The organism is Pseudomonas svalbardensis (assembly GCF_030053115.1).
Taxonomy (GTDB): domain Bacteria; phylum Pseudomonadota; class Gammaproteobacteria; order Pseudomonadales; family Pseudomonadaceae; genus Aquipseudomonas; species Aquipseudomonas svalbardensis.
Window position 1 is genome coordinate 3,494,601 of record NZ_CP125619.1, and the last position, 18,148, is coordinate 3,512,748.

Annotated in this window: 18 protein-coding genes; 7 read left to right on the plus strand and 11 right to left on the minus strand. The window is 60.1% G+C overall.

Annotated features, from left to right (window positions below):
- The first annotated feature begins 4 nt into the window (after positions 1-4).
- Both hbdH and QFX16_RS16040 read left to right on the plus strand, forming a co-directional pair.
- Entirely contained in the window at positions 5-778 is a 774-nt protein-coding gene (gene hbdH / locus QFX16_RS16035; protein WP_283180457.1) for a 3-hydroxybutyrate dehydrogenase, read from the plus strand.
- Between the two features lie 81 nt (positions 779-859).
- Positions 860-2,815, plus strand: a complete 1,956-nt coding sequence (locus QFX16_RS16040; protein WP_283180458.1) for an acetoacetate--CoA ligase — start codon at positions 860-862, stop codon at positions 2,813-2,815.
- Between the two features lie 116 nt (positions 2,816-2,931).
- On the opposite strand, the gene QFX16_RS16045 is transcribed toward QFX16_RS16040, so the two are convergent.
- The gene (locus tag QFX16_RS16045) at positions 2,932-4,041 is read right to left on the minus strand and encodes a PilT/PilU family type 4a pilus ATPase (protein ID WP_283180459.1); all 1,110 of its coding nucleotides are present in this window, start codon (positions 4,039-4,041) and stop codon (positions 2,932-2,934) included.
- A 120-nt stretch (positions 4,042-4,161) separates the two neighbouring features.
- Here QFX16_RS16045 and QFX16_RS16050 point away from each other — a divergent pair, with 120 nt between their 5' ends.
- Positions 4,162-6,699, plus strand: a complete 2,538-nt coding sequence (locus QFX16_RS16050; protein WP_283180460.1) for a PAS domain-containing hybrid sensor histidine kinase/response regulator — start codon at positions 4,162-4,164, stop codon at positions 6,697-6,699.
- Positions 6,700-6,764: 65 nt separating this feature from the next.
- Positions 6,765-7,040 (plus strand): peptidylprolyl isomerase, encoded by a 276-nt coding sequence (locus tag QFX16_RS16055; protein WP_007898282.1) that lies wholly within the window; start codon positions 6,765-6,767, stop codon positions 7,038-7,040.
- Between the two features lie 11 nt (positions 7,041-7,051).
- On the opposite strand, the gene QFX16_RS16060 is transcribed toward QFX16_RS16055, so the two are convergent.
- The 8 genes from QFX16_RS16060 to QFX16_RS16095 all read right to left on the minus strand — a co-directional run bounded on the left by QFX16_RS16060 (position 7,052) and on the right by QFX16_RS16095 (position 13,808).
- Positions 7,052-7,987 (minus strand): sugar kinase, encoded by a 936-nt coding sequence (locus tag QFX16_RS16060; RefSeq protein WP_283180461.1) that lies wholly within the window; start codon positions 7,985-7,987, stop codon positions 7,052-7,054.
- Positions 7,988-8,117: 130 nt separating this feature from the next.
- The gene (locus tag QFX16_RS16065; protein WP_283180462.1) at positions 8,118-9,335 is read right to left on the minus strand and encodes an amino acid deaminase; all 1,218 of its coding nucleotides are present in this window, start codon (positions 9,333-9,335) and stop codon (positions 8,118-8,120) included.
- A 39-nt stretch (positions 9,336-9,374) separates the two neighbouring features.
- Positions 9,375-10,139 carry an IclR family transcriptional regulator gene (locus QFX16_RS16070; RefSeq protein WP_283180463.1) on the minus strand — a complete coding sequence of 255 codons (765 nt, stop codon included), beginning with the start codon at positions 10,137-10,139 and terminating at the stop codon, positions 9,375-9,377.
- Between the two features lie 226 nt (positions 10,140-10,365).
- Positions 10,366-10,755 carry a RidA family protein gene (locus tag QFX16_RS16075; protein WP_007898265.1) on the minus strand — a complete coding sequence of 130 codons (390 nt, stop codon included), beginning with the start codon at positions 10,753-10,755 and terminating at the stop codon, positions 10,366-10,368.
- 30 nt (positions 10,756-10,785) lie between these two features.
- The gene (locus QFX16_RS16080; protein WP_283180464.1) at positions 10,786-11,577 is read right to left on the minus strand and encodes an amino acid ABC transporter ATP-binding protein; all 792 of its coding nucleotides are present in this window, start codon (positions 11,575-11,577) and stop codon (positions 10,786-10,788) included.
- A complete protein-coding gene (locus QFX16_RS16085; protein WP_283180465.1) occupies positions 11,574-12,236 on the minus strand; it encodes an amino acid ABC transporter permease in 663 nt (220 codons plus the stop codon). The genes QFX16_RS16080 and QFX16_RS16085 overlap by 4 nt, the downstream gene beginning before the upstream one ends.
- A gap of 9 nt (positions 12,237-12,245) precedes the next feature.
- Complete coding sequence (locus QFX16_RS16090) at positions 12,246-12,908, minus strand: amino acid ABC transporter permease (protein WP_283180466.1); 663 nt, start codon at positions 12,906-12,908, stop codon at positions 12,246-12,248.
- Between the two features lie 51 nt (positions 12,909-12,959).
- Positions 12,960-13,808 carry a transporter substrate-binding protein gene (locus tag QFX16_RS16095; protein ID WP_283180467.1) on the minus strand — a complete coding sequence of 283 codons (849 nt, stop codon included), beginning with the start codon at positions 13,806-13,808 and terminating at the stop codon, positions 12,960-12,962.
- A gap of 448 nt (positions 13,809-14,256) precedes the next feature.
- Here QFX16_RS16095 and QFX16_RS16100 point away from each other — a divergent pair, with 448 nt between their 5' ends.
- Entirely contained in the window at positions 14,257-14,670 is a 414-nt protein-coding gene (locus tag QFX16_RS16100; protein WP_283180468.1) for a hypothetical protein, read from the plus strand.
- An 84-nt stretch (positions 14,671-14,754) separates the two neighbouring features.
- Positions 14,755-15,198 (plus strand): thioredoxin family protein, encoded by a 444-nt coding sequence (locus QFX16_RS16105; RefSeq protein ID WP_283180469.1) that lies wholly within the window; start codon positions 14,755-14,757, stop codon positions 15,196-15,198.
- A gap of 18 nt (positions 15,199-15,216) precedes the next feature.
- On the opposite strand, the gene QFX16_RS16110 is transcribed toward QFX16_RS16105, so the two are convergent.
- Entirely contained in the window at positions 15,217-16,083 is an 867-nt protein-coding gene (locus tag QFX16_RS16110; RefSeq protein WP_283180470.1) for a LysR family transcriptional regulator, read from the minus strand.
- A gap of 103 nt (positions 16,084-16,186) precedes the next feature.
- Between QFX16_RS16110 and QFX16_RS16115 the strand changes: the two genes are divergently transcribed.
- The gene (locus QFX16_RS16115; RefSeq protein WP_283180471.1) at positions 16,187-17,737 is read left to right on the plus strand and encodes an MFS transporter; all 1,551 of its coding nucleotides are present in this window, start codon (positions 16,187-16,189) and stop codon (positions 17,735-17,737) included.
- Here the strand turns inward: QFX16_RS16115 and QFX16_RS16120 are convergent.
- Positions 17,727-18,131, minus strand: a complete 405-nt coding sequence (locus tag QFX16_RS16120) for a MerR family transcriptional regulator (protein ID WP_283180472.1) — start codon at positions 18,129-18,131, stop codon at positions 17,727-17,729. The genes QFX16_RS16115 and QFX16_RS16120 overlap by 11 nt on opposite strands.
- Between the last annotated feature and the right edge of the window lie 17 nt (positions 18,132-18,148).

The window sequence follows — 18,148 nt, forward strand, 5'->3', positions numbered from 1 at the left end:
ATTCATGACGACTCTTTCGGGCAAGACTGCACTGGTCACCGGTTCCACCAGCGGCATCGGCCTGGGCATTGCCCTCAGCCTGGCCAAGGCTGGAGCCAATCTGATCCTCAACGGTTTCGGTGATGCGTCCAAGGTGATTGCCGAGGTCGAGCAATTCGGTAGCAAGGTCGGCCATCACCCGGCCGATGTCAGCGACCCGGCGCAGATCGCCGACATGATTGCCTACGCCGAGCGTGAGTTCGGCGGCGTGGACATCCTGGTCAACAACGCCGGTATTCAGCATGTGGCGCAGGTGGAAGAGTTCCCGGTGGAGCGCTGGGATTCGATCATTGCGATCAACCTGTCGTCGGTATTCCACAGCACCCGTTTGAGCCTGCCAGGCATGCGCGCCAAGGGTTGGGGACGGATCATCAATATCGCTTCGGTGCATGGCCAGGTCGGGTCGGTGGGCAAGGCGGCTTACGTGGCGGCCAAGCATGGCGTCATCGGTTTGACCAAGGTGGTAGGGCTGGAAACGGCCACCACCAATGTCACCTGCAACGCCATCTGCCCAGGTTGGGTGCTGACGCCACTGGTGCAGAAGCAGATTGATGACCGCATCGCCAAAGGGATCGACCCGCAGCAGGCGCAGCATGATTTGCTGGCCGAGAAGCAGCCTTCGCTGGAGTTTGTGACGCCGCCACAATTGGGCGAACTGGTGCTGTTTTTGTGCAGTGAGGCCGGTAGCCAGGTGCGTGGCGCGGCGTGGAATATTGATGGTGGGTGGTTGGCGCAGTAACCCCCTTGCACTGATAGTTCCTACGTCGAGGCGTCGAACCGTCCGCGTGGGAACGATCTGAACAACAAGAAGAGGCAAGCCATGTCCGACATCCTCTGGCAACCCAGCGCCAAGCGCATCGGCAAGACCCGCATGGAGGCCTTCCGGCGCTTCATCAATCAGCGACACAACCTCCACGTCGACGACTACCCTGCCCTGCATCAATGGTCCATCGATCAGCGGGTTGCGTTCTGGCAGGCCATCGTCGATTTCTTCGACATCCGTTTCCACGATCAACCGGACGCGGTGCTGGTGGAAGGCGCTCAAATGCCCAGCGCCCAATGGTTTCCCGGCGCCACCCTGAACTTCGCCGAACACCTGCTGCGCCGTCGCGACGATGCCATGGCGGTCATTGCCATCGGCGAGAACGGCCAGCGTGAACACCTGACTTGGGCAGAACTGGCCGAGCATGTCGCCGGGTTTCAGAACAGCTTGAAAGCCGCCGGTGTCGGCCTCGGTGACCGCGTTGCGGCGTGCATGCCCAATACCTGGCAAACCCTCGTGGCGATGCTCGGCACCACCAGTTTGGGAGCGATCTGGTCCTGTTCCTCACCGGACTTCGGCACCCAGGGCGTAATCGACCGTTTCGGCCAGATCGAGCCGACAGTGCTGATCACCTGCGCCGGTTACCGCTATGCCGGCAAGGACATCGACCAGACCGCCAAGGTCAATGAAATCCTCGAGCGCTTGCCGTCCTTGCAGCAGTTGATTGTCGTGCCTTACGCCCGACCGCAAGCGCGCATCGAACATTTCCACACCCGGGCCAACGTGACGCTCTGGGATGATTTCTACGACGCTGGCGGCGAGCCGGATTTCGTTGCCGTGCCCTTCGCTCATCCGCTGTACATCCTCTATTCCAGCGGCACCACCGGCGTACCGAAATGCATCATTCACAGCACGGGTGGTGTGTTGCTGCAACACGTCAAGGAACATGGCCTGCATTGCGATCTCGGTCCCGGCGACCGGTTGTTCTACTACACCACCTGCGGCTGGATGATGTGGAACTGGCTGGTCTCGGCGCTGGCCGTGGACAGCACGGTGGTGCTGTACGACGGCTCGCCATTTCATCCCGCCCCCGAGCGTCTGATCGACCTGATCGACGACGAATGCATCAGTGTCTTCGGCACCAGCCCCAAGTACCTTGCGACCCTGGAAAGCAACGGCGTCAAACCTCGCGAAAGCCATGACCTGAGCAGCCTCAAAACCCTGCTCTGCACCGGTTCCGCGTTGTCGCCGCAGAGTTACGACTACGTCTACCGCGACCTCAAGCCTGACCTTTGCCTGGCCTCGATGTCCGGCGGCACCGACATCGTTTCGTGTTTTGTGAACAGCAATCCGCTGCAGCCGGTACGCAGTGGCGAGATACAAGGCAAAAGCCTGGGCATGGCGGTGGAAGTCTGGAACGACAACGGCCAGCCGGTGATCGGCGAAAAAGGTGAGCTGGTGTGCACCCGGCACTTCCCGGCAATCCCCATCGGGTTTTGGAATGACCCTCAGCAGGAAAAGCTTCGTGCCTCGTATTTCAGTCAGTTCCCCGGCGTCTGGGCCCAAGGCGATTACGCAGAACAATTGCCCCATGGCGCGATGATGATCCACGGACGCTCCGACGCCGTGCTCAATCCCGGCGGCGTGCGCATCGGCACTGCGGAAATCTACCGTCAGGTGGAGAAAGTCCCACAGGTTCTGGACAGCGTGGCGATCGGTCAGCAATGGCAGGATGACGTGCGGGTGGTGCTATTCGTGCGATTGCGCGAGGGCATCGAACTGGACGAAGCGCTACAACAACAGATCCGCCAGGTTATCCGCGCCAACACCACACCGCGGCATGTGCCGGCGAAGATTGTCGCGGTGACTGATATACCGCGCACCATCAGCGGCAAGGTCGTTGAACTGGCGGTGAGGAATGTGGTGCATGGGCAGAAGGTCAAGAACACCGATGCACTGGCCAATCCCGAGGCGCTTGAGCAATTCCGAAACCGCCCCGAACTCAACGACTGAACGCCGGGAATCTACTGTGGGAGCGAGCCTGCTCGCGAAAGCGGTGTGTCAGTCGACATCAATATTGACTGACCCGGCGCCATCGCGAGCAGGCTCGCTCCCACATTCGATCTTTGTCAGTCCATGAGTCCCCATTCGCCCGGCGGCGCATGGGGACCCGGTGACGCTTCGGCGTGCAGCTTCAGCCGCAAGCGCAAGTTGTTCACCGAATCCGCATGCTTCAACGCTTCCTCCTCATTGATCGCCCCATCGACGACCAACGCGTAAAGCGCTCCGTCGAACGTCTGCATCCCCAGTTCTACAGACTTCTCCATAATCCCCTTGAGCTCGGATAACTCATTGCGCCGAATCAGGTCGCCGACGGTTGGCGTCCCGAGCATCACTTCCACCGCCGCCCGTCGCTGACCGTCACGGGTATGCACCAACCGCTGGGAAACGAATGCCTTGAGGTTGTTGCCCAGATCATGAAGCAGCTGCGTCCGGCGCTCCTCGGGAAAGAAGTTGATGATCCGGTCCAGCGCCTGATGGGCGTTGTGGGCATGCAGGGTGGAGATAACCAGATGACCGGTATCGGCAAACGCCAGCGCGTGCTCCATCGTCTCGCGGTCACGAATTTCGCCGATCAACACCACGTCCGGTGCCTGGCGCAAGGTATTTTTCAATGCGGCGTGAAAACTGCGGGTATCGACGCCGACCTCACGCTGGTTGATGATCGACTTCTTGTGCCGATGGATGTACTCGACCGGGTCTTCAATGGTGATGATGTGGCCACTGCTGTGGCGATTGCGGTAGTCGATCAATGCTGCCAGCGAGGTTGACTTACCCGAGTCGGTAGCGCCGACGAACAGCATCAATCCTTGTTTGAGCATCACAGTCTCGAGCAGCACCGGCGGCAGTTTGAGGTCTTCGAAACGCGGAATGTCGAGCTTGATGTTGCGCGCCACGACTGACACATCGTTGCGTTGTTTAAAGATATTGACCCGAAAGCGCCCGACACCTGTCAAAGAGATGGCCAGGTTCATCTCCAGCTCCCGATCGAACTCCAGACGCTGTTCGGCGTCCATGATGGACGCGGCAATGGCCGCGACTTCTCCCGGCTTGAATGGCTGATCGGCCAAGGGTTTGAGCACACCCTCGAACCGTGCGCTGGGTGGCGCACCGGTAGACAGATAAAGATCGGAGCCATTCTGGCTGGCCAGGAGCCTTAACAGTGCATCGATTTCCATGGCAAAAAGCACCCGCGAAGCATTCAATGAATAAAAACGACCCAAAACGGGTCATCCAGCGTCTACTGCGGTACAAGGATAGTTGACGCCGCCACACCGACTTAAGTGCAGGACATCTTGATGAACGCATCACCGACCGGCAGCGATGCCCAGGCCTTGATTGCCCGACTGGACTGGAGACGCAGCCCGCTGGGCGCTGCCAGTACCTGGCCGCAAAGCCTGAGAACCGCCGTGGATATCGTGATTCATTCGCCGATGCCCATGCTGTTGCTGTGGGGGCCGCAGCTCACGCAGATCTACAACGACGGCTTCGCCCTGCTTGCCGGCAGCAAGCATCCACACGCATTCGGACAGCCGACACACCTGATCTGGCCAGAGTTAAAAGACTTTACCGACCCCATTTACAGCGCCGTCCTACAAGGACAGGTACGGACCTACAGTGAACAGCGCTTCACCTTGCAGCGTAATGGCCATGATTCCGACTTCTGGCTGGACCTGACCTACAGCCCCATCCGCGATGAAAGCGCCCAGGTCGCCGGGATTCTGGTCACCGCCATCGAAACCAACGAACGCCGACGCATCGCCCTCGAACTCGAACAGCGCTCGGCCGCCAGCCTCAAGGCCCAGCACGAAACCGAGGAGCGCCTGCAACTGGCCCTCGCGGCCACCGACGCCGTCGGCACCTGGGACTGGGACATAAACGAAGACCGCTTCATTGCCGACACCCACTTCGCCCAGTTACACGGCATCGACCCGCTGCTCGCCAATCAGTTGCCCATCAGCGCCTACCTTCAGGGGGTGCACCCGGAAGACCGCGCCATGGTCGCCCGCAGCATCAAGCACTCCATCACCCACGGCACCGAGTACGCCGAGGAATATCGCCTGCTGCAACCCGACGGTCAGCTGCGCTGGGTGTTTGCCCGGGGTCGTTGCTACAAGGACCACCATGGTCGGCCAATCCGCTTCCTCGGCGCCGCCCTGGACCTGACCGAACGTAAGCACACCGAGCAGGCCTTGCGGCAAAGTCAGACCGAGCTGCAACTGATCATCAACGCCATGCCGATCCTGATCAGCTACGTGGACAGCGAGGAACGCTTTCGCCTGAACAATGCGGCCTACCTCGATTGGTACGGGCTGACGCCTCAGGAGCTCTTTGGCAAAACCATCCGTGAAGTACTGGGTGAAGAAGCCTATGCCTTGCGCGCCGAATACATCGCCCAGGCGCTGTCCGGCAAGCCTTGTTGTTTCAGCATCCGCACCCCACACCGTGACGGCAGCATCCACCATGCCCTGATGAACTACTTGCCGCGCCACGGCGCGGATGGTGCGGTCAATGGTTTCTACATCTTTGTGATTGACGAAACCGAGCGCAAACAGACCGAAGAAGCCCTGCGCAATCTCAACGAAACGCTTGAGGAACGAGTCGCCGCCCGCACCCAGCAATTGGCTGAAGCCAACCAGCGACTGCAGAACGAGATGTTCGAACGCGAGCGCGCCGAAGAGGCGTTGCGGCATGCGCAGAAGATGGAAGCGCTCGGCCAGCTCACCGGCGGCATCGCCCATGACTTCAACAATATGCTCACCGGGATCATTGGCAGCCTCGATTTGATGCAGCGCTATATCGCCGACGGGCGCGCCGCCGAGGTGGGCCGTTTCACCGAGGCGGCAGTGTCCTCGGCCAACCGCGCCGCCGCCCTGACCCATCGCCTGCTGGCGTTTTCCCGGCGTCAGTCACTGGACCGCAAGCCGCTGAACGCCAATGATCTGATCCATTCCCTGGAAGATCTGCTCAGCCGGACCAAGGGCGACCACATCGAGCTCAAACTGCAATTGGCCGATGACGTCTGGCCGGTCAGCACCGACGTCAGCCAGCTGGAAAACGCCCTGCTCAATCTGGTGATCAACGCCCGGGACGCCATGCCCGATGGCGGCGAGTTGCGGATCGAAACCGCCAACGTTTATCTCGACAGCAGTGACATCAACACCCTGGAACCGGTCAAGGCCGGGGATTATCTGATGATTGCCGTCAGCGACAACGGTACCGGCATGACACCGTCGGTGCTGGCCAAAGCTTTCGACCCGTTCTTCACCACCAAACCCATCGGCCAGGGCACCGGTCTTGGGCTGTCGATGATCTATGGTTTTGCCCAGCAGTCGGGCGGTCACGTCAGCCTGTTCAGCTTGCCGGGCCAGGGCACCAGCGTTCGTCTGTACCTGCCGCGGCTGCACGCCGCAGAGCCCGAAAACATCCTGATGCCGGTCACCAGCGAGGCGCCGGCCGCGATCGCCGGTGAAACCGTGATGTTGGTGGAGGACGACCCGGCGGTGCGCATGCTGGTGCTCGACCTGCTCCACGAGCTGGGTTACCACGCCCATGAAGCCGAAGACGCGAAGACCGCCCTGCCCCTGCTGGAATCCGACCTGCGGGTCGATTTGCTGGTCACCGATGTCGGGCTGCCGGGGATGAACGGTCGGCAACTGGCGGAGATTGCGCGCCAGCACCGCCCCGAGCTCAAAGTGCTGTTCATGACCGGTTACGCGGAAAAAGCCGCCGAGCGCCAGGGCTTCCTGGAGGAAGGCATGGACATGGTGGCCAAGCCCTTTTCCATTGACCTGTTGGCCAACAAGATTCGCGCGATGATCGGTCAACCGGACTGAGTTAAGGCATAATCGCGCGCCCCCGCTGGCACCAACATAGCCACCACCGTTGCAAGGTACTGCCCATGAAAGCTCAAGCCCGCCATATTCTGGTGAAAACCTCGGAAGAAGCCGAACAGCTCAAACAACGCATCGCCAAGGGCGAAGCCTTCGATGTGCTGGCCAAGAAGTATTCCACCTGCCCGTCCGGCAAGCGCGGCGGCGACTTGGGTGAAGTGCGGCCCGGGCAGATGGTTGGAGTTATCGATGCCGTGATTTTCAAAAAACCTTTGCGCGTGGTGCACGGACCGATCAAGAGCAAGTTCGGCTATCACCTGGTGCAGGTGTTTTACCGGGATTAATGGATCGTGTTTCAGGTTCGGGGAATGAGGGCTCCAGGCACCTGAATCACCCGACTCGCCAATTGATGCCCCGCTTCGGCAGCCTCAACCGGGCTGCCTCCTTTCAGGCGACTGGCTAAATACGCCGCGCTAAATGAATCCCCCGCCGCCGTGGTGTCCACCACCCGCTCGACCACCTGCGCCGGCACTTCAAACGACTCTCCATCACAACGAATCAGACACGCCTCGGCGCCACGCTTGAGTACCACTTCAGGCGTGCCAATCTGCTCGTAAGCGGCAAACGCCGCCTCGCAATCGGAAAAATGAAACAGCGCCTGTTCGTCATCGACAGTCAGCAATGCCAGATCGACATAGGGCAGAACGCTGCGATAGGCCGCCCGTGCGTCCTCGATCGACGCCCACAAACGTGGCCGGTAGTTGTTGTCGAACACGATCCGCGCATCCCGCTGCCGGGCTTCGACCAGGGTTTCCAGTAACTTCTCCCGACCTTGCACACCCAGTACCGCCAGGGTGATGCCACTGAAATACAGCACATCGTAATCCGGCAGTGCCGCCAGGATCGGCGCGGCGGCCGGGGTGGTGAAACAATCGCGGACTGCCGCCTCGTTGCGCCAGTAAAGAAAACGTCGCTCACCGGCAGCGTCAGTCTGGATGCAATACAAACCGGGCAATCGGCCGGGCAAGCGCTGGACCATACCGAGCCCGATGTTTTCGTCGGCCCAACTCTGGCACATGGCATCGCTGAAACTGTCGTCGCCTAGGGCAGTGACGTAATCCACCGTGCCGCCCTCGCCCAACTCCCGGGACAGGTAGACCGCCGTGTTCAAGGTATCGCCACCGAAACTCTGTTGCAGGCTGCCGTCGGCGCGTTGCTGCAACTCGATCATGCATTCGCCGATCAGGGCAATGCGCGGGGTGTTGGGGCCAAGGGTGCTGATGGTGTTCATTGTTCTTGGGCTCTCTGGTGTTTCTGTGTTGTCTGGTAGGGCCATTTCGCGAACAGGCTCGCTCCCACAATGGAATGCGTCCCCTGTGGGAGCGAGCCTGCTCGCGAAGGCCGCGCTGCGGTCTCAAGCCTTAGAAACAGGTTTCCATGGTTTCGATGACGTTCAGTTGCTCATCCACCAGACACCCGATACGCCACTTGTCGAACGTCAGGCACGGATGCGAGGTACCAAAGGAAATAATGTCCCCCACCCGCAACTCAACCCCCGGCGCCACGGTCATGAACGCATGCTGGTCCATCACCGCCGTCACCTTGCAGGCGCTGACGTCATCGCCCATCGCCGGCACTACACCGGCCTTGTAGCGCATCAGCGGCACCGGCAACCCGGCGTCGTAGGCCACGTCGCGTTTACCCAGGGCGATCACCGCAAAGCCCGGTTCCGGCAACGACTGCACGTGAGCCCAGACTTCCAGCGCCGGGCGCAGGCCTTCGTGCAAGTCGCTGCGGCGGTCGAGCACGCAGCATTGCGCTTCTTTATAGATGCCATGGTCGTGAGCCACATAGCTACCGGGACGCAGCACACTGAGGAAACGCCCACCGGCGTTCTGCGCTTCGAAGGACTCGGCGATCAGGTCATACCAGGCCGAACCCGACGCAGTGATGATCGGCTTGGGAATGGCGAACGCGCCGCTGTCCTGCAATTGCACGGCCAGACGCACCAAAGAATCAGCGAACGCACGGATGCCGCTCACAGCGTGATCGCCGTGAATCACCCCTTCGTATCCTTCGATCCCGGTCAGCGCCAACGCCGGTTGCGCCGCGATGGCCTTGGCCAGCGCGACCACTTCGTCTTCCGTGCGGCAACCGCAACGACCACCGACCACGCCGTACTCGATCATCACGTTCAAGCGCACACCGCGCGAGGCGAAATACGCGCCGAGGTCAGCGACGTTGTCCGGGTGATCGACCATGCAATGGAAGTCGAAAGCCGGATCGGCCATCAGATCGGCGATCAACGCCATGTTCGGCGTACCGACCAATTGGTTGGCCATCAGCACCCGATGCACGCCATGGGAGTAAGCCGCGCGGGTTTGCGTGGCGCTGGCCAGGGTGATGCCCCAGGCACCGGCGTCCAGTTGGCGCTGAAACAGCGCTGGGGTCATGCTGGTTTTACCGTGGGGCGCGAGCTCGGCTCCGCTGTTGCTGACAAACGCCTGCATCCAGCGAATGTTGTGTTCCAGTGCTTCGCGGTGCAGCACCAGCGCCGGCAGGCTGACGTCGCGCACCAGGTTGGCGCCAGTGTGGGCAAAGCCCTTTTCCACGGCGGCAGTATTTTTGGCAGAAGACATGGTCGAACTCCTCACATTCGCGGCCGCAGGCAGCCGCTGTTATTCACTGATGCGACGGGCCAGGCTGTTGGCACTGTCGATCAGCACCCGGCGGTAGTCGTTGTAATTGTTCTTGGCATCGGCCCTTGGGGCGACGATGCACAGGGTTGCAATGGCCACACCGTTCGGGTCTTTGACCGGGGCGGCGAAGCAATGGGTAAAGGTGTCCGCGACGCTATCGAAGGAGAAAAAGCCATCGATAGCGGCCTGACGGATTTCACCGAGAAACTGTTCAAGCGGCAGGCATTCACCGTTGGGCAGGATGAAGTCGTCGTGATCAATCAGATCGACGATTTCCTGGTCGCTCAAGTGCGCCAGCAGCAGGCGCCCGGAAGCGGTCCAGGGGATCGGCGCGTTCTCGCCGATGTCCGAGGAAATGCGGAAATGCCGCTCGCCCTCTTTCATCAAGGCCACGGTGTATTTTCGTCCGTTGAGCAGGCACATCTGCGCGGTTTCGCGGGTCTGGCTGACGATCTCCTGCAAGGCATGATCGGCCTCGCGGGTCAGGTCGAAATGGCGTAAATGCGCTTGCCCGAGGAAGTACAGCTGACGGCCGAGGTAGACGTGACCGTCCTTGCCCACGGCCTCCAGAATCCGTCGCTCCAGCAGGGAGGCAACCAATTCGTAGACCGTGGATTTCGGGCTGCCAATGCCGCTGGCAATTTCGTTCGGGCGCAGGGGCTTGCCGACTTCCTTGAGAAAATCGAGGATATCGAACGCCCGGTCCAGACCGCGAGCCCGGCGCTTGATGGTGTCTTCGGTCATGTCTGTGTTCCCATTCAAAGTCGCCGGGATATTAACTGGCCGAGATGGTGGTGTCAGTCAGATCCACCCCTCACCCCCCGCCCTCTCCCCAGAGGGGAGAGGGCGCCTGACCGTGTCGATACAGAAGTATGTGTTAAACCCCTTTACCTGCATCGATACATATCAGTCCCCTCTCCCTCCGGGAGAGGGTTAGGGTGAGGGATGGCCATCAAAACCACCGCAAATCTCAGGCCTTTTTCTTGTACGCGATGCAGTCAATCTCAACCTTGCAATCGACCATCATATTCGCCTGCACACACGCCCGCGCCGGTGCGTGTTCGCTTTTGAAGTACTCGGAAAACACCTTGTTGAAACTCCAGAAATCCCGCGGGTCTTCCAGCCACACACCGGTGCGCACCACATCTTCCAGGCCATAACCGGCCTCTTCGAGAATCGCGATCAGGTTCTTCATGGTCTGGTGAGTCTGTTCGACGATGCCACCCACAATGATTTCGCCATCCAGCGCCGGTACTTGTCCGGACACATGCAGCCAGCCATCGGCTTCAACGGCGCGGGCGAAAGGACGGGGCTGGCCGCCACCGGCGGTGCTGCCGGTGCCGTAACGAGTAATGCTCATGAGTGTTTCTCCTGATTGAAAAGTGATAGGTCAAAAGCGCGTGTTCTTGAGAAATTCCGCCAGACGCGGTGATTGCGGGCGTTCGAACAGTTCCTTGGGTGGCCCCTGCTCTTCGATCCGCCCCTGATTCATGAAGACGATCTTGTCCGAGACTTCAAACGCAAAGCGCATTTCGTGGGTCACCAGCAGCATGGTCATGCCGTCCTCGGCCAGGCCTTTGATCACACTCAGCACTTCGCCTACCAGTTCCGGATCGAGGGCCGAAGTGACTTCGTCGAACAGCATCAGGCTCGGGTTCATCGCAATCGCACGGGCAATCGCCACACGCTGCTGCTGACCACCGGACAACTGACCGGGGAAGTGATCGCGGCGTTCCAGCAAGCCAACCCGCTCCAGCCATTTTTCCGCCAGGGCCACTGCTTCATCCTTGTGCAGCTTTTTGACCTTGAGCAGACCGAGGGTGACGTTCTGCAACGCCGTGAGGTGCGGAAACAGGTTGAACTGCTGGAACGCCATGCCCGTCATGGCCCGATGCCGGGCGATAACTTTTTCCGGGTGACGCACGCGCTTGCCGTTGATCTCGTCATAACCGATGGACTCGCCATCGAGCATGATCTGCCCGCCCTGGAACTCTTCGAGCATGTTCACGCAACGCAGCAGCGTGGTCTTGCCCGAACCGCTGGAGCCGATCAGCGTCACGACGTTGCCGCGCTGCATCGTCAGGTCGACGCCCTTGAGCACTTCGAGCGGCCCGTATTGCTTGTGCAGGCCGCGGATGTCCAGCAGCGCCTGATTCTGTATCGAAACTTGAGGTTGAGTCATGGCAAGGCCACCCGCTTTTCAATGTGCCGGCCGAGTAATTCGATGGCGTAGTTGATGACGAAAAACAGCAATCCGGCGAACAGGTAAAACTCGAGGGTCATGAAGGTCCGAGCGATGATCTGCTGGGTGCTGAGCAGCAACTCAGCCACACCAATCACCGACAACAGCGTCGAAGCCTTGACGATCTCGGTGGACGAGTTGACCCAGGTCGGCAAGATCTGCCGCAACGCCTGAGGCAACAACACGTAACCGAGCGCTTGATAAAACGTCAGGCCGATGGCCTTGCTCGCTTCCATCTGGCCGCTGGGCAGTGCTTGCAACGCGCCGCGCACAATCTCGGCGACGTGGGAGCCGCAAAACAGCGTCAGCCCCAACGCGCCGGCCTGAAACGCACTGATCTGCCAGCCCAGCGCAGGCGCCATGTAGAAGCAGGCGAGCACCAATACAAACACGGGCGTGCCGCGAATGATGTCGACGTAAAAACGAAACGGCGCGCGCATCCAGAACTTGCCGTAGGTCAGCACCAGACCCGCGACGATGCCGAGCATCGTGCCCAACAAAATCGCCAGGGCCGAGACCTGCACACTGGTCATAAAGCCTTGCCACAGGACTTCCCGTGCCACCCATAACTCATGTAACCAACTGGGGGATTCGTACATGTGGGCCTCCTATCGGCGAATCGCCAGACGCTGCTCGAGGTAACGCAGCATCATGGCAATGAGGTAACAGGCCGCCACATAGAGTGCGGTGGTCACCATCCAGGTTTCAATCACCCGGTAGCTCTCGACATTGATCTTGCGCGCGTAATAGGTCAGCTCCGGCACGGCAATCGCCGCGGCCAGAGAGGTGTCCTTGAACAGCGAAATGAAGTTGTTCGACAAGGCCGGCAGTACATTGCGCAGCATCACCGGCACGGTGACGTACGCCTTGACCTGCCACTCGCCCAAACCGATCGCCAACCCCGCTTCGCGCTGGCCTTTGGGAATGCTCAACAGCCCGCCGCGGAACACTTCGGTCAGATAGGCCCCGGCATACAGCGACAGGGTGATGATGAACGACGGGATCTTGTCCAGACGGATCCCAAGACTGGGCAAGGCAAAGTAGATCAACAGAATCAACACCAGAATCGGCGTGTTACGGATCACCGTCACATACACCGACGCCAGCACCCGCAACGCGCGGTGCTTCGACAACAAAGCAAACGCCATCAGCAGGCCGATCACGCAGCCGATGGCGATCGACACCAGCGCCAGCTCAAGACCCAGACCGAGCCCCGCCAGCAAGTTGTCAAAATCGCGCCACACGGCGGCAAAATTCAACTGATAGTTCATGGTCAGCAGTACCTTGAACGGGGCGATCGGAACCGCCCCGCTCTCACGGGATCATTTGAATTCGACGGGAAAACCGATGGCTGGCGACGGCAGATCGACACCGAACCACTGCTTGAAGGAGGCGGCGTAGGTCGGGAATTCAACGCCGGTCATGGCTTCATGCAATGCGGTGTTGACGAAGTTCAGCCAGTCCTGGTCGCCGCGCTTGACCGCGCATGCGTAGGTTTGCGGGCTCCAGGCATAAGCCGGGCTGCGATAGCGCCCCTGGTTCTGCACCATCAGGTATTTCACCGAGGACTGATCGGTGGCCGCGGCGTCGGCACGGCCGGAGTTCACCGCCTGATACATCAGGTCCACGCTGTCGTACTGATCGACCTTGGCCTTGGGCAAGGCCTGATGCACCAGTTCTTCGGCGTACACGTTCTGCAGCACCGCCACAGTCACGCTGTCGTTGGCGGCTTTGAGGTCTTCGATTTCCTTGTACTTGCTGTTGGCCGGCAACAGCAGGCCGACGCCTTCGCGGTAGTACGGCAGCGTGAATGCCACCTGCTGGGCACGGCTGGCCGTCACGGTGATGAACTGACAGCTCATGTCGACCTTGTCGGTCAGCAGGTTGGGAATCCGCGCATCGGACGACTGCACCACGAACTCGACTTTGCTCGGGTCGTTGAACAACCCCTTGGCCACCATCCGCGCGATATCGATATCAAAACCCTGCAACTTGCCGTCCGCTGCCTGGAAGTGCCACGGCGCGTTGGTACTGCCCGTGCCCACAATCAGTTTCCCGCGGGCCAGCACGCTATCGAGCTTGCTGTCCGCCGCCTGGGCCACACCCATGACAGCAGCCGAAGCCGCGAGAACAAAAACACACGCTTTATACAAGGAAGGTCGGCGATGCATGGCAAGCACTCCAGGGTGATGTTTATTCCGCTATACCGGATATTGGTATGTAACAACGGAATACACAGCAGAAAGTGTGCCACAGGATTGACGGAAAATCTTCGTGGATCCGAAAAGGCTATTAATTCAAGAGGATAGAAAAATCTGACCTGAATACTGCGCGCCATCGACCGCGGCGAGGCTGCTACCGCGGGCTACGCCCATGAGTAGCAAGGCCACAAAAGGTGCGTGGCGCACCATAAAGAAACGGCGCATGCCTGCCCGTTCGCACTAATGCGCCAGGCTACCAATTGATGACCGTTCATCGGTTTTCAGAGTTGACCTGTCAGATATGACAGTTGTGGACCGCGGGTTATGAGCGCTCAATCCGTGCAACCGCTCAAACCTTCCCTCACACGCGATTGGCTGGGCTTGCGGTTTTTGACAAACCACTTACAGGAGTTTTCACATGTCTCAACAATCCTCTACCGCTAATTTGCTGCTCAATGGTGATTTCACAGAAGAAGGCCAGCACTGGACACCGAATCCACCGGAGAAAGCCCGCTATGAAGACGGTTGTTGTGTCTTGCAGGCACCAAGCCTGATCACTCAGGACGTTACGATCGCCAGCGAGGGCGAGTTCCGTTTTTCCGTGAAAATGAAAACAGAGCGAGGCTGCGCCTGCACAGCACAAGTTTTGCTGCATCCATCATGGGAGATGCGACGCCTCGCTATCGGCGGTGGCACCCCCTGGAGCGCGCACTTCGTAGACTTCACTGTACCGGCAGGCACCAACAAAGTGTCGATCAAGCTGGAAGCAAACGATGGTCCATTCGACACTTTTGGATCGTATTTCGATGATGTGCGACTCGAGCAACGTTGAAGGCTGACCAACTGGTAGCCAGCCATCTGGCTACCAGCCCCTTCACCGCTACAACACGTGCCCATTTTGAAGACGGAGATTTCAATGAGCTCGATAACCACCCCTGCACCGCTAGCCCCGGTCTACCGCAAGGCCCTGAAAACCTGGCGCCCGGTGATCCTGTACTTCGGCAGTCAGCACTGTCCAGCCTGCGAAATGGCTGAACCGATCTTTCGCCAGATCGCCGAGCCGTATCGGCATCACGCGCAGATTTACATGCTCAATACCAGCGAATCCCCCCGCCACCCGAACGTCACCGGCACTCCGACCGTGCTGTTTTACAAGGATGGGAAGCTGCTGAAGAAGCTCAAGGGAATCGGCACTGAGCAAACCCTGCAGGAAGACTTCGCCAGGCACATTGGCAAGGTGAAACCGGCAACGGTGAACCGTAAACAGGTTCACGATCTGGCGTGGTTGCGCCAGACCCTGCGAAGGTTGCGCACTGTGCCTCGCGCAACCCGGCAGTTGAATCGGCGGGTTTGCTGTTAGCTCGCGAAGCTTTTGCGCTTAGCGATTTTTGACCTGATCTATATACCTGGCGACCGCCGCGGACTTCTCGAACCGACGATAAATCAACGACAACCACGAACTCGCCTCGCAACCTTTGATTGCCCGGTACAACACACCGGGCAAACCCACGTGGCCAACCACTGATTCGGGCACGACGGCAACACCCTGCCCCAACGACACCAACGCAATGACTGCCACCAGCCCACCCGGTTGCGCACCCAGTTTCGGCGCAAATCCACCCTCGGCGGCGACTTGCAAGGTGCCGCTGATTTGCTCCGGCAGGATGAACGTCTCGTTCTGCAAATGTTCCGGACCAATTTCTGGCAGACGGCACAGCCAGGACTCGGTCGGCAGTGCCAGCACAAAGCCTTCTGCGTCCAGGCGAATGGCTTCCAGGCCTTCAGGCAGGGTCATGGGTGAGCGGACATAGCCAATATCGAAACGCCCCTCGACCACCATCATCGGCAATGACGCCATGGGACTTTCCCGTACGTTCAGGCTGACGTCAGGACACTCGCGGCTGAAGGCTTGCACCTGTTTCTGCAGCAAGCCCGAATACACCGCCGAAGCCACGTAACCCAGTTCGATATGGCCAATATCCCCGCGCCCGGCACGCTGGGCGTTGTACTGAGCGTATTCGAATTGCCGCACCGTCGCCTCGGCTTCGATCACCAGCGCGGCGCCGGCCTCGGTCAGGCTGACTTCACGTGTTTGGCGCACGAACAATCGCGTGCCGAGTTCGTTCTCCATGTCCTGAATCTGTCGAGTCAAAGTCGGCGGTGCGATACCGAGTTGTTCGGCGGCGCGGGTGAAGTTGCCTTGCCGGGCAACGGCCAGAAAATAGCGGAAATGCCGTATGTCCATGGGTGCGTTAGCTCAAAGGTAATGAAGTGACAAGGCACGCCTAACAAGGGAAGCGTCAACAGACGATAAGCTGCACTGACTTTCACAGTAGAGAAACGTTGCTATGCCCGTCAAACCCAAGGTGAGCCCGCGCCTGACATTACTCACAGCCTCAGGCGTTTGCTCGCTGATTGTCCTCGACACCAACATTGTCGCCGTCACCCTGCCTACGATCGCCCGCGACCTGGGCGCAAACTTTGCCGACATCGAATGGGTGGTCAGCGCTTACATGCTGGCCTTCGCCGCCCTTTTGTTGCCGGCTGGCAGCATCGCCGACCGCTTCGGTCGACAGAAAACCCTGCTCTGTGGGCTGGCCATTTTCATCCTCGCGTCCATCGGTTGCGGTGCCGCGCCCAATGCGCTGTTCCTCGACATCGCCCGGGCGATCAAGGGTGTCGGCGCGGCCTTGCTGCTGACCTCGGCCCTCGCCTCCATCGGCCACTCCTTTCACGATGAAGTGGAGCGGGCCAAGGCCTGGGCGTTCTGGGGGGCATGCATGGGGGTGGCGATGACCGCCGCGCCGACAGTCGGCGGGCTGATCACCGAATACATGGGCTGGCGCTGGATTTTCTACCTTAACCTGCCCGTCGGAGTGTTCCTGATGGTGATGGTCTGGCGCGCCGTGCCGGAGTCCCGCGACACTCAGTCCGCACGCCTCGACCCCTGGGGCAGCCTGGCGTTCAGTGCGAGTTTGCTGTGCCTGATCTGGGGCCTGATCGAGGCGAACCGGATCGGCTGGAGCAACCCGCTGACCTACGCTCGGTTGATCGGCGGCGCCCTGTTGCTGGGGCTGTTCGTGGTGATTGAACGGATGCAGTGGCGGCCGATGGTTGACCTGCAACTGTTCAAGCATCCGCGTTTCATCGGCGCGCTATTGGGCATGTTTGCCTACGCCGGCTGCGCCCAGGTGATGATGACCCTGCTGCCGTTCTACCTGCAAAACGGCCTGGGTTTCTCGGCCATCGCTTCAGGTCTGGGGATGTTGCCGTTTGCCCTGACCATGCTGATTTGCCCGCGCATCGGCGTACGTCTGGCGCGTCGATTTTCCCCCGCCACATTGATGGCCGCCGGTTTGACCCTGGTCGGCAGCGGCAATCTGCTCAGTGCCTGGGCGGTCAGCAGCGGCGGTTACCTGCCCTTCGCCCTGGCGATTGCCGTGACGGGCGCCGGTGCCGGGCTGCTCAACGGCGATACGCAAAAGAACATCATGGCCTGCGTGCCACGGGAGCGCACTGGCATGGCCTCAGGCATGAGCACCACCATGCGCTTCAGCGCAATCGTGCTGGCCATCGGCGTGTTCGGTGCGTTGCTGTCCAGTCATACCGAGCTGCTGTTGCGTACGAGCCTGACGGCACAAGGTGCGCAATGGCTCGGCCAAACCCAGGGCATCGCCTCGCGGGTGGTGGCCGGTGACATGACGGCGGCGATGGGCCTGTTGCCGGAAACCGCGCGCACCGTGGTCGAACCGTTGGCCCGGCAAGCCTTCGTCGGTGGCTTTAGTCTGCTGCTTTGGGTTGCAGGTTTGCTGGCATTGTTGGGTGCGCTGGTGGTGGGCACGCTGATGCGCAATCCGATCCCTGCCCCCTCGACTCCAGCACTCGGCGCTAAGGCTTGAACCTCGCCAATACCCGCTGGGCATTCGCTTCGCAGCCCATACCCTCGGGCCGCGACTGAATGTTGTCGATCACCTCCAACAGCTGCGCCTTGCTCTGCGCCAAGTGCAGCTGCATCTCTTCAATCTGTTCGACTTTGCGCGTAAGCCCCGCCAGTAATTCGTCTTGCTTGAACTCACCGGTCGCGCTGTCCGGCAACAACTGCTTCAACTCTTCGAGGCTGAACCCGGCCTGCTGGGCGCAAAGGATGATCTTCAGGGTTTGCAATGCTTGGTCGGGGTAATGCCGGTAACCGTTGGCCCGGCGTTCCACCTGCCGAATCAAACCCTGAGCCTCGTAAAACCGAATGCGCGATGCGTTCAACCCGCTCATTTGCGCCAATTCACCAATCTTCATCACGGCCTCAATTGCCT

Bases quoted from the DNA above. Each gene is read 5' to 3' on its own strand.
- QFX16_RS16120 (WP_283180472.1), bottom strand. From the start codon at position 18,131: ATGAAGATTGGTGAATTGGCGCAAATGAGCGGGTTGAACGCATCGCGC.
- QFX16_RS16050 (WP_283180460.1), top strand. From the start codon at position 4,162: ATGAACGCATCACCGACCGGCAGCGATGCCCAGGCCTTGATTGCCCGA.
- QFX16_RS16110 (WP_283180470.1), bottom strand. From the start codon at position 16,083: ATGGACATACGGCATTTCCGCTATTTTCTGGCCGTTGCCCGGCAAGGC.
- QFX16_RS16070 (WP_283180463.1), bottom strand. From the start codon at position 10,139: ATGACCGAAGACACCATCAAGCGCCGGGCTCGCGGTCTGGACCGGGCG.
- QFX16_RS16090 (WP_283180466.1), bottom strand. From the start codon at position 12,908: ATGAACTATCAGTTGAATTTTGCCGCCGTGTGGCGCGATTTTGACAAC.
- QFX16_RS16060 (WP_283180461.1), bottom strand. From the start codon at position 7,987: ATGAACACCATCAGCACCCTTGGCCCCAACACCCCGCGCATTGCCCTG.
- QFX16_RS16085 (WP_283180465.1), bottom strand. From the start codon at position 12,236: ATGTACGAATCCCCCAGTTGGTTACATGAGTTATGGGTGGCACGGGAA.
- QFX16_RS16055 (WP_007898282.1), top strand. From the start codon at position 6,765: ATGAAAGCTCAAGCCCGCCATATTCTGGTGAAAACCTCGGAAGAAGCC.
- QFX16_RS16100 (WP_283180468.1), top strand. From the start codon at position 14,257: ATGTCTCAACAATCCTCTACCGCTAATTTGCTGCTCAATGGTGATTTC.
- QFX16_RS16080 (WP_283180464.1), bottom strand. From the start codon at position 11,577: ATGACTCAACCTCAAGTTTCGATACAGAATCAGGCGCTGCTGGACATC.
- QFX16_RS16115 (WP_283180471.1), top strand. From the start codon at position 16,187: ATGCCCGTCAAACCCAAGGTGAGCCCGCGCCTGACATTACTCACAGCC.
- QFX16_RS16075 (WP_007898265.1), bottom strand. From the start codon at position 10,755: ATGAGCATTACTCGTTACGGCACCGGCAGCACCGCCGGTGGCGGCCAG.
- hbdH (WP_283180457.1), top strand. From the start codon at position 5: ATGACGACTCTTTCGGGCAAGACTGCACTGGTCACCGGTTCCACCAGC.
- QFX16_RS16105 (WP_283180469.1), top strand. From the start codon at position 14,755: ATGAGCTCGATAACCACCCCTGCACCGCTAGCCCCGGTCTACCGCAAG.
- QFX16_RS16045 (WP_283180459.1), bottom strand. From the start codon at position 4,041: ATGGAAATCGATGCACTGTTAAGGCTCCTGGCCAGCCAGAATGGCTCC.
- QFX16_RS16065 (WP_283180462.1), bottom strand. From the start codon at position 9,335: ATGTCTTCTGCCAAAAATACTGCCGCCGTGGAAAAGGGCTTTGCCCAC.
- QFX16_RS16095 (WP_283180467.1), bottom strand. From the start codon at position 13,808: ATGCATCGCCGACCTTCCTTGTATAAAGCGTGTGTTTTTGTTCTCGCG.
- QFX16_RS16040 (WP_283180458.1), top strand. From the start codon at position 860: ATGTCCGACATCCTCTGGCAACCCAGCGCCAAGCGCATCGGCAAGACC.